Annotated in this window: 8 protein-coding genes; 3 read left to right on the forward strand and 5 right to left on the reverse strand. The window is 54.4% G+C overall.

The window, feature by feature from the left end; translation table 11 throughout:
- Positions 1-321: 321 nt before the first annotated feature.
- The 3 genes from CSQ89_RS17435 to CSQ89_RS17445 are packed head-to-tail and all read right to left on the reverse strand — an operon-like array spanning position 322 to position 3,747.
- On the reverse strand, positions 322-2,730 hold the full coding sequence (locus tag CSQ89_RS17435) for a bifunctional diguanylate cyclase/phosphodiesterase (RefSeq protein ID WP_099407372.1): 2,409 nt from the start codon (positions 2,728-2,730) through the stop codon (positions 322-324).
- Positions 2,717-3,328, reverse strand: coding sequence for a methylamine utilization protein (locus CSQ89_RS17440; RefSeq protein ID WP_099407373.1), 612 nt, complete (start codon positions 3,326-3,328; stop codon positions 2,717-2,719). Before CSQ89_RS17440 ends, CSQ89_RS17435 begins: the two co-directional genes overlap by 14 nt.
- Complete coding sequence (locus CSQ89_RS17445; protein ID WP_158229029.1) at positions 3,325-3,747, reverse strand: group I truncated hemoglobin; 423 nt, start codon at positions 3,745-3,747, stop codon at positions 3,325-3,327. The genes CSQ89_RS17440 and CSQ89_RS17445 overlap by 4 nt, the downstream gene beginning before the upstream one ends.
- A gap of 74 nt (positions 3,748-3,821) precedes the next feature.
- Between CSQ89_RS17445 and CSQ89_RS17450 the strand changes: the two genes are divergently transcribed.
- On the forward strand, positions 3,822-4,673 hold the full coding sequence (locus CSQ89_RS17450; RefSeq protein ID WP_099407374.1) for a DUF3034 family protein: 852 nt from the start codon (positions 3,822-3,824) through the stop codon (positions 4,671-4,673).
- A 60-nt stretch (positions 4,674-4,733) separates the two neighbouring features.
- Here the strand turns inward: CSQ89_RS17450 and CSQ89_RS17455 are convergent, their stop codons facing one another.
- On the reverse strand, positions 4,734-5,516 hold the full coding sequence (locus CSQ89_RS17455; protein WP_099407375.1) for a tRNA threonylcarbamoyladenosine dehydratase: 783 nt from the start codon (positions 5,514-5,516) through the stop codon (positions 4,734-4,736).
- A 78-nt stretch (positions 5,517-5,594) separates the two neighbouring features.
- Here CSQ89_RS17455 and CSQ89_RS17460 point away from each other — a divergent pair, with 78 nt between their 5' ends.
- Complete coding sequence (locus CSQ89_RS17460; RefSeq protein WP_199065660.1) at positions 5,595-6,338, forward strand: pseudouridine synthase; 744 nt, start codon at positions 5,595-5,597, stop codon at positions 6,336-6,338.
- Between the two features lie 210 nt (positions 6,339-6,548).
- On the opposite strand, the gene plsB is transcribed toward CSQ89_RS17460, so the two are convergent.
- Positions 6,549-9,077 (reverse strand): glycerol-3-phosphate 1-O-acyltransferase PlsB, encoded by a 2,529-nt coding sequence (gene plsB / locus CSQ89_RS17465; RefSeq protein ID WP_099407376.1) that lies wholly within the window; start codon positions 9,075-9,077, stop codon positions 6,549-6,551.
- A 568-nt stretch (positions 9,078-9,645) separates the two neighbouring features.
- Between plsB and CSQ89_RS17470 the strand changes: the two genes are divergently transcribed.
- Positions 9,646-10,419, forward strand: a complete 774-nt coding sequence (locus CSQ89_RS17470; protein WP_099407377.1) for a substrate-binding periplasmic protein — start codon at positions 9,646-9,648, stop codon at positions 10,417-10,419.
- Positions 10,420-10,742 lie beyond the last annotated feature (323 nt).

A 10,742-nucleotide genomic window follows, 5' to 3' on the forward strand; every position in this document is an offset into this window, starting at 1 on the left:
CTACCATCGCCGACAAGCCCGTTGCTGTCGCCGCACCAAACGTGCTCAGCAAATAGTCGGTGTACAAATCGAGTTCTTTGTTCTTCATGGCGACAGGTTATCGTATGCACTGCGTAACATCAGTCAGTAATATTTGTGCAGCCAGAGAGACGTTCAAAGAACCCATTCAAAGTCTTTAGACAGGTTCTTAGCCAACAACCCGGAACAGATGGCACACAGTCAGCAAACCGCCCCTAACGTTAACCCAGGCCAGAAAATCAATGATATCGCGTTAACTGCTATTTCATGCGCTGAAAAGACAGCTACGCATGAATGCCTGCCTCACTGAACAGCAGACGGACCCGAAAACCGTGCAAGATTAGCAGAAGCGAGTGTAGGTCTTGCCATTCGCGCTTCCCGCCAACGATCAAATTCAGCGACGGGCATCGGTTTACCAAATACAAAGCCCTGGATGCTATCGCACCCCATCTCTGCAAGAATATCCACCACGACCATGTCTTCCACGCCTTCCGCCACCACCTTCAACCCCAGGTGATGGCCAAGATCGATCGTGGAACGAACAATTTTCGCATCACCGACATTGCTAGCCAGCTCGATAATAAAGGCGCGGTCTATTTTCAGTTCGGTAATGGGCAGACGACGGATATAAGCCAGCGAAGAGTATCCCGTGCCGTAATCATCGATAGCCAGAGATAAACCAAGGGAACGCAGCTTTTGCAATACATTGAGCGCCTCGGCCGGCTCTTCCATAAAGCCGCTTTCGGTAATTTCCAGGCATAAATATTCTGGTGGCAAGCCTGCCCGGTCTATCAGGGTGGCGATCGTCGCCGGCAACCCTTGGTCCACAAGGTCTCGCGTGGAAAGATTGACAGAGACCTTGACGGGCCTACCCTCTCGCAACCATTGCCCTGCCTGCCGGATTACCTGGACCAGCACCCAGTGGGTCAGCTCCTTGATATAGCCGGTCTGTTCGGCATAGGGTATGAATTCCCCTGGTGAAACAAAACCCTTGGTCGGGTGCTTCCAGCGCACCAGCGCCTCTGCCTCATCAGCAGAATATGGGCCTAAGCCCACCTTGGGCTGGTAATAAACAATCAGTTCGTTGTGCTCAACCGCTTGCTGCAAATCACCGAGCAGCGAGAGGTGCTCTTCTCGAAACGTCTTCGTACCCGGGTCGTATAGCGCATGGTGGGAACCACTGCGTTTGGCGCGGTACAGTGCCACATCAACACAACGCATCAAGTCCGCAGCGGTATCGCCGTGCTCAGGAAAGCCCACCAGCCCAATGCTGGCACGTACGTCCAACAACCGGCCATCCAGATTGAAACGTTGTACAAAGACGGTGTGAATGCGATCAATGCTTTGCAATGCCGTATTCATCTGCAGGCCGGACAACAACAGTGCAAACTCGTCACCCGCAAGGCGCGCCACAACATCACCAACATTGATGGCCGCGGACAGACGCTGGCTCACTTCGATCAGGACACGGTCGCCATTCTGGTGGCCCAATGTATCGTTGATTTGCTGAAAGCGATCCAACCCAACCAACAGCACCGTGAAGTAGCTCTGGTTGGCTTGCGCCATCGTAATGGCTTCATCCAGGCACTGATTGAATCGCACTCGGTTGGGCAGACCGGTCAGACTATCCTGGAACGCCAGCTTGCTGATTTCCGTCTCGCGCAGTGCAATCGCCTCTTGCATATGCGTCAGGCTGCCCGCCAACTGGCCGATCTCGCTGGTATCGGTAATCGATATTTCCTGCTGGTAATCCCCTGCCTGAATATGCTGCGCCACCACGGCCAACGCCCTTAGGGGGTCAGTAATCCTGCGCGCCAGCCGCGCACCAATCAACGAACCCACCAGCAATGCAAAAGCAGTCAGCACAATGGAAATACCACGCAGCTTATAAGCAGGCTGTAAGGCGACATCCAATGAGCCTGCCAACAAAGCATAGACTTGGCCGTGCGGAGTATCAGCCAGCAGCGCCAGCCGCGTTTCAAATGTTTCCCCATTCAACTTCAGCATGCCGGCAGTAGGGAACTGCTTCAGCGTAGCCAGCAGGGATTGGCGTTGCTCTGGGGAGAAAGTCGAAGTAAGTAACTGCCAGTTGGACTGATTGTGACTCAGGAAAGACACATGCACACCAGCCAAGTTATGCAGCTCGCTCGCCCGGCGCTCGTCCATGGGGAAACCGATTGTGATCCAGGCAATGGTGGTTGGTGCACGAACAGGCACCACGACAATCCGATACAGCACGCCATCAATCAGCTCAATACTGCTTGCATTGCCGCGTTTTTCGGCCTCAGCTAACAAGGCTTTGAAGGGATAGGCTTGGTCGGATTGATCGGGATGCAGGGTATCTGCCAGTAAATGGTTATCGAGGCCCGATACCATAGCCATGGTGGCTCCGATGCGACGGCTGTGGTTATTGAGCGCCGATAGCAGCGTACCCATGTCGCCGGTGCCGATGGCTTCACGTAGCCCGTAATCCCCGGCCAATACACTGGCACCTTGGATCAGATTGCTGGTGTTGTATTCCAACAAGCGGCGAAAGACTTTTTCGTCGGATTCCAAGCTAAGCGCGGCAGTCCCACGGAAAATACTCATATTCACGACGCTGACCATCACAAACGCCACGCCAAGCATCACAGCCAACAAGCCGGTAAAGTGCAGAACAATACGAAATGCGAGTCTATGTCTCCCCCGGCGCCACCAGTTAATAATTTGCATGGGCTGCGGCAGGCGGGGGCGAGAGCTTCATATGGAATACGAAGTGGGTTTCAGCACCCGGCCCGACCCGAATCTTTTGCGCAGGGATTTCAGCACTCTGATAGGGATGCCAAACGCGCAGTGAATAGTCGCCCGATGGCAGGTTATCCAGGTTGACGAGCCCTTTGGTATTGGTCGTGTCGAACCAAGGGGTATCCACCACCAATAAGTAGCCCACCATCCAGTCATGGATGTTGCATCCCAATACAACCAAGCCAGGGGTATCGAATACCACGGGTTCGGAAGGCGTACCGGAATAGAGCCTCAGGTCAAATACCTTGGTGCGGGAAAAAGAATAGATGTTGTGACGAATATTGTCCTTATTGGGAAAGCGAATTGCTGTACCGGTCTGTACCACACTTACCAAGGGGACAAACTCCTTGTTCACCTGGTCTATCGTGCCTGTCAGTTTTCCCTTGGGCGCCTTGCCGGCAAGCGGCTCGGCATACACCACGGCATCACCCACCGCCTGCTCGCTGGGGTTAAGTATCTGGACAGTGAGCTTAGCGGCACAAAACAGCGGCAGCAAAGCCAACAGGCACGGTAATACTTGTCTCATCGCTTGATTTCCACGATGTCCCGCTTCATGGGCGCAAGTATGGCCAACAACGCATTCTTGTCTGCCTGCGCCACATGGCGAGCATCCAACACTGTGCGTAAATGCTCCACCATGCCGTTTAGCTCGGATTCCGTAATGCCCATCCCTGCATGGCTCTGCTTCATCGTGTCGCCGGAGTATTGGCAAGGGCCGCCGGTAAGCGAACAGATGTGTTCGGCTACCTTCTGCTTCAGCCGAGGCATGTTCACCTTATCAAACGTGCGGCGGGTTTGAGGTGCGCTTGCCGTAAGGTCCAGCATTTCACTCGCGATTTCGCTCACGCCGGCCTCCCCCCCCAAACGCTCATATAGGCTATCGGCCCGCGCTGGTAAAACCAGAAATAACGTACCAATACATAAGCAACACAGACGATAAAACATAAGTGGGCTCCGACTGGCGACAACATGCTGGCAGTATAGACTGCTGATATTTCGACTTTCTAAGTAGGCTAGCCATGCAACGCATCGTCTTCTACTTGTTCTTGAACCTGACATTACTTTCGTCTGCCCTAGCGGGCGGCAGACTCCCGGCAACAGGAGGGGTAACACAGATAGAAGGAGCAGGAGGTGGCGGCTTGGTGCCGTGGGCACTGATCAGCGGCTATGGCACACGCGATGAAGTCGGCGGCAGTGCTTTCTATACGCGAGTCAATACCCCAGGCTTTTCCTTGACTTCGGTGGGTGCCGCAGTAGGTGTGTTCGACAGGGTGGAGTTGTCTTTCGCCCACCAGAGTTTTGATCTGGGCGACACAGTGCCGAATACACACATTGGTCAGAATATTTTAGGCTTGAAGGTGAAGCTCTACGGTGACGCAGTATTCGACCAAGACAGACTCTGCCCGCAGATCGCAGCAGGCGTCATGGTCAAACGGAACCATGACTACGACTTCGTGCCGACCTTGCTTGGAGCCATGCATGGCAATGATGTCGAGCCCTACTTGGCTGCCACCAAGGTATGGTTGAATGGCCCTTTCGGGCGTAGCCTCTTGCTTAACGGCACCCTCCGATACACACGCGCCAACCAGTTCGGCATCTTGGGCTTTGGCGGTGACCGCGGCGACACCCGCAAGCTGCGTGCAGAAGCCAGTGCGGGGCTATTCCTCACCGATTCGGTCATCGTGGGGGTTGAATACCGGCAAAAGAATGACAACCTGTCGGTCTTCAAGGAAGACAATGCCGCCGATGCCTATGTTGCCTGGGTACCTAACAAGCACTTTTCAGTGGCTTTAGCCCATGCTGAACTAGGCAATATCGCCAACAAGAAACGCCAACGCGGCCCCTATTTATCGTTGAAGGCAGACTATTAGCCTGCCAACCATCGATCGATGCTGGACTGCGTGAGACGAGACAGCGCCATAGATGCCCACTTAGCTTGGTTTCTTTGCAAGCTGCGCCAGTACCCGTCCAGCAGCCGCCATGCCAAAGCTGGCAGTCACCGCCACAGCAGAACCATACCCCGCGCAGTTCAACCCTTGCGGCGTGCCAATGACGGGCTCGCAAGCATCCACTACCGGCCGGACGATGGGCTCGGTGGAATACACTGCCTCGATGCCAAATTTTTTGCCTTCGCGCGCAAAGCCGTGATTACGCCGCAACTCAGCACGAATCTTGGATAACAAGGCGTCCCCCGAGGTATGGGCGATATCGGCAACAGCAATGCGGGTTGGGTCGATGCGCCCCCCAGCCCCGCCCGAAACAATAAGCGGTACCTTATTCCGCTTGCAGTGCACCACCAGCGCAACCTTGACCCGCATTTGGTCGATGCAGTCGATGACATAGTCAAAACGACCCCGGGGCATCAAATCAGCCAGGTTGTCGGCAGTCAGAAAATCATCGATCTCATTGACCACGGCCCGAGGATTGATAGCGTGTATCCGCTCAGCCATGGCTGTCACCTTGGCTTTACCTAAATTGCCGTCCACCGCATGCAGTTGCCGATTCACATTTGACACCGCCACATGATCCATATCAATCAGGCTGATCTGCCCCACAGCACTACGGGCAATGGCTTCGGCAGCCCAACTGCCCACACCACCCACACCAATAATGCAAATATGCGCCGCCTCGAAACGGGTCAGCGCGCTAGCGCCATAAAGACGGGCAATGCCGCCGAAGCGGCGCGAATAATTGAGATCATCTTGGGTATCCATAGACGCGATTTTAGCGCGAGCGTCCTGTATCGCCTCATGCGGCGTTAAAATGGCGTTTTGCCAGTGGAATTATCCAAGATGAGCGACGCGCAGGAACCCCTACGCCTTTCCAAACGTATGGCTGAACTCGGCCTATGCTCCCGGCGTGAAGCCGATGAATACATAGAGCGCGGCTGGGTGAAGGTCGATGGCATCGTAATCGATGTACTCGGCAGCAGGGTATTGCCCACCCAACGTATTGAACTTGACCAACGCGCCGCCGTCGCCCAGACCCAACGCGTCACCATTCTGCTCAACAAGCCAATCGGCTTTGTCAGCGGACAGGCAGAGCAGGGCCATCGACCAGCCGATTTATTGATTCGCCCGGAAAACCGCTATGTCGGAGACCGTTCCGGTATCGAATTCTCGCGCCGGCATCTGAATGGCTTGGCACCGGCTGGCCGGCTGGATATCGACTCAACCGGGATGCTGGTGTTGACGCAGGACGGCCGCGTGGCCAAGGCACTCATTGGCGACGAAACCAAGATCGAGAAAGAATATCTGGTTCGCGTGGAGGGGCAGCTCTCCGAAGCGGACCTCAAGTTGCTGAACCATGGCCTGAGCCTGGAAGGCCAAGCACTCAAGCCCGCCAAGGTAAGCTGGCAAAACGAAAATCAGCTGCGCTTTGTGCTGCGTGAAGGCAAGAAGCGCCAGATTCGCCGCATGTGTGAATTGGTTGGCCTGAAGGTGATCGGCCTCAAGCGCATTCGTATCGGCCGGATTCCCTTATCCGATCTACCGATGGGGCAATGGCGCTATCTGGGCCCACACGAAAAATTCTAAGAACCGTTTACGATCTTACTGCGCAGCCGTGATCAGGGCTCATGTGCTGCTCGAAATCCTCATGTACAAAAGTACTTTCCGGTTTCTGTGCTGCGCTTCACCCTGCTGACAACTGCTCGCGACAGATCGTAAACAGGTTCTAACCTAAGTCAAATGCATGAGACCTGTGGTTGATGAGCCGCATCCGGCTATCTACAACCACAGCTCAACTCAGCTCTTGCCCTTTGCCGCCAAACGACTGAGTGCCTGCTCAACCGTTTTTTGGTCCAATCGGGTCAGGTGCAGCACACTCTGGCGTACATCAGGCGGCAGAACATAGCGTGACTCGGCTGCCGCCGCACGCACCGCTCCATTGAACGTGAGCTTGCTGGATTCGTCCTCACCCGCCAGCCCCGCCTTTTTAAGCGTGGCGATAAAGGTGCGGAAGATAGCGCGATCAAAAAATTCCGGTGCATTGAATTCACGCAAGAGACTTAAACGCTGGGCCAACAGATGACACAGTGCTTCCAACTCATCACTACTTACTGTACCGCTGCCCTGCTGGGTAAGTACCGATAATGAGATGAAGTAACGGATCAACGCCGGCCGCACTACCTGCCCAAGCAGGTTAAGCTGGGCATATTCATCTGCATTCATGTTTGGCGCATGGTAGACGCCTTCACGGCCCGGATTGGTAGCCAGCCAGCCCATATTCACCAGTGCTGCCAGATAAGCATCCAGTGCCACATCCAACTCTTCTGGCTGCCAACGCAAGAACAACTCGGCGCGCAGGAAGGGGTAGACGGTTCGGGTGAGACCGCCCAACTGCTCGCGACTTAAACTGGTATTGCGAGAGAATAAGCAGGCGATCAAACCGGGCAATGCCACACAATGCAGCACGTTGTTGCGCATATAGCTGCACAGCACCGCATCTTCGGGGTAGAAGTGCATCACATCGCCGAGCGCATGCGGGTGGCGTTGGATCAACCGCAGCTTTTCGCAATGCTCAACCATGGCACGGCCATCCATTGGCGTCAGCTGGGCTCTATCGGCATAAGGCACCGCCAATAGCAGCTTGCGATAGCCATCCAATTGATCGACCAACTGGTCTTCATCCATTGCATGACGTGGCGTCGCTAACAAAGCCAGACTGAGCAAGTTGACCGGATTCGCCACCGCCGCGCTATTGAGTCCATCGGCAATCTTTTGTCCCAACTGGCTCACGCTCTGGGTAAACCAAGCGGGCCGGGCATCATCAAGCGGCGGCTCACTACGCCAACCTGGATGTGACTCACCCAGCAGCTCCGCCAGCTTGATTGGTTCACCAAAATTCACATGCACCTTGCCGAAATTCTTTTTCAGTTCGCGGATGCTGAGAAGCAGATTGAGCAGTGACTCCTTCTGTTTGGGCTTGCCCATCAGCTCGCCCACGTAACTGCGGCCTTCAAACAACTTTTCGTAACCGATGTACACCGGGATAAACACAATGGGGCGATTTGAATCACGCAGATAGCTTTGCACCGTCATCGCCAGCATGCCCGGACGCGGCTGCAACAATCGACCCGTACGGCTGCGGCCACCTTCGACGAAGTATTCAATCGGATTGCCACGGGCGATCATGGTGTGCAGGTATTCATTGAATACCGCCCCGTACAGGGGGTTACCCTTAAAGGAACGCCGCAGAAAGAACGCCCCGGCCCGGCGCAGAATGCCGCCGACGATAGGTAGATTCAGATTCGCACCGGCTGCAATGTGCGGAATCATCAAGCCTTGGTGGAAGACGATATAGCTGAGCAGCAGGTAGTCGATATGGCTGCGATGGCAGGGTACATAGACAATTTCATGGTCAGGGGCGACACCCGTCACCGTATCGAAATTGTTCAACTCCACCCCATCGTACAGACGGGTCCAGACCCAGGTCAGGAAGCGATGGAATACCCGTACCACCGGATAGCTATAGTCGGCGGCAATTTCCCAGGCATATTCACGGGCTTTCTCCAGCGCCTTTTGCTCGGCGGTATAGCCACCGCCATTTTCCGTCGCCAAGGTCTCTATGGCAGCCTTGACCGATTCTGCCTCCAGAATGCCTTCAACCTGCGTGCGCCGATGCGATAAGTCAGGGCCAATCGCCATTTCGCGCTGCTGACGAAAATGCACCCGCAACACACGCGCCAGCTTACGCAAGGCGCGCTCTTCATCCTCGGCATCCGCTGTCAGCTCCTTCAGCGACAACGGTTGGCCGAAGCGCACCAAGGTTTGCCGACCGTGCAAAAAAATCGTGAAGAATTGCCGAAACGGGCCGCGCGGCGACCAGCTTTCCGAAAAGATCAGCTTCCAGATCGAGCTTTCCTTGTCAGGCGTACGCCCCCAAAGAATAGTCACCGGCACCAGCTGCACATCAAAATCCGGGTGGTTTCTTACCGCCTGGGTTAGACGTTGCAAGCGCAATGAATAGCCCACTTTGTTGGCACGGCCAAACCAGGGTTCATCACGATTGGTAAAGAAAAAAGCGCGCTTTTCCCGCCCACCCGGGATAGCGAAGCCGATCAGCGGAGACATGAGCCCAGCGGCCGTAACCTCACGATCAAGCACGAGGATATTGCTGAAAAAACGTCGCTGCAGCACATAGATGACCGGCTTTTTCGGGTCTAGTCCCAGATTCTGTGGGCCATCCGATAGCACGTGCGTCCGGACAATGCTGAACAGCAATTTACGGACGAGCAGGAGAAAAGGCCGGTCAAGGCCGAGATACTTGAGCATGTAAAGCAGACTAGCAGGGATAGGTGGGCGATTATAAACCGGCACCCACCTATCAGGCAGTTAGCTAACTTTTCTGCCGCCTTTATGAGAGCGCATTACCCTTTAGCAACAATCTGCCCCCAGTACACAAACACAATTGCGGCGCGGGTCTGATTTAAAAGACCACCATCGTGTAGCGGTATATAAATAATCAAATGTCGCCGCAGCGTCCGGACAGATCGGGCACAACGTTAATGCTTTAGGACAACCTGAAGAACCTGTCTAAAGTTTCGCGATCTAAGGTAAGACAAGGCGGAAACAGCAAAAGAGGCGGCGTTTACGCGTGGTAAATGCGCATTCCGAGAGTGTTTTCCACATCGTATTGCTGACGCACAGCAGACTTTAGACAGGTTCTACGAACCTGTTTACGATCTGTCACGAGCAGCTGTCAGCAGGGTGAAGCGCAGCACAGAAACCGGAATGTACTTTGGTACATGAGGATTTCGAGCAGCACATGAGCCCTGATCACGGCTGCGCAATAAGATCGCAAACAGGTTCTAACATCAGCTTGCAGCTGGATATAGCCACCATGTGCAGGAAATTATGGTTCTTCAGCGTACTCACCCTATTTGGCGGCCACGCGTCATCGGCTTGTCAAATTGCGTTGGCGTACAACTCAGAGCCTTCTCCTCCTTACTTTATCGGCGAAGGCTATATTGGCCCCAGCAAACCCGGCGCCGCGGTTGAACTGCTACAGCTAACGGCAGCTCAAGTCGGCTGCACCCTCAAGTTGATCCGGGTACCCAATATGCGGGTTTTGGCAGAAGCACAAGTCGGCAAACACGATGGCGTCTTCATGTATTCCTATAACGCCGAACGTGCAACATCATTCGTGTATCCAACGCGCGAGGGGAAACCCGACAGCAGCCGCCGTATAACCACCCTGTCTTATTACCTCTACAAGACGAAAGGCAGCCCGGTCAGCTGGGACGGTCAGCACTTTAGCGGCATCAATGCCCCCATCGGGGTAAACCTGGGTTGGTCGGTGGGCAAAGACCTGCTCGCGCGCGGGTTACAAATAGAAGAAGCCATCTCCACCAAACAAAACTTCGCGAAGCTGCGCAGTGGCAGAATTGCCGCTTACGCTACGCAAGACTTAGCTGGCGACTCAGAAATAGCGGACGAGAACATTACCGATGTGGAGCGTTTGCCAATACCGCTTTCGTCCAAAGACTACTTCATCATGTTCAATATGCCTTACTACCAGCAGAACCACGACCGTGTTGAGCAGTTCTGGACGACGTTAGGCACTTTAAGGGAAAGTACACTGCCGGGTATCCTGCGGAAATACGCATCTGATTAAACACCAGCTCAATGGTCTTTGCTCGTCAGCGAAAAGGCATTGAACAGGTTCTTAGAACTTGTTTACGATCTTTCGCGAGCAGTCGTCAGCGGGGTGAAGCGCAGCACAGAAAGCGGAATGTACTTTTGTACATGAGGATTTCGAGCAGCACATGAACCCGGATCACGGCTGCGCAGTAAGATCGTAAACAGGTTCTTATTCACCCGGCAACTAAGTATTGATCAGGCGGCGTACTTGATCCTGGGGTCTTCGAAATAGGAGCACACTCGTTCCGGGGTGTTTTCCAACATCTCCATATGGGCTTTGGTCGCTTGCTTGAGCTT

The organism is Chitinimonas sp. BJB300 (assembly GCF_002735695.1).
Classification (GTDB): Bacteria; Pseudomonadota; Gammaproteobacteria; order Burkholderiales; family Chitinimonadaceae; genus Chitinimonas.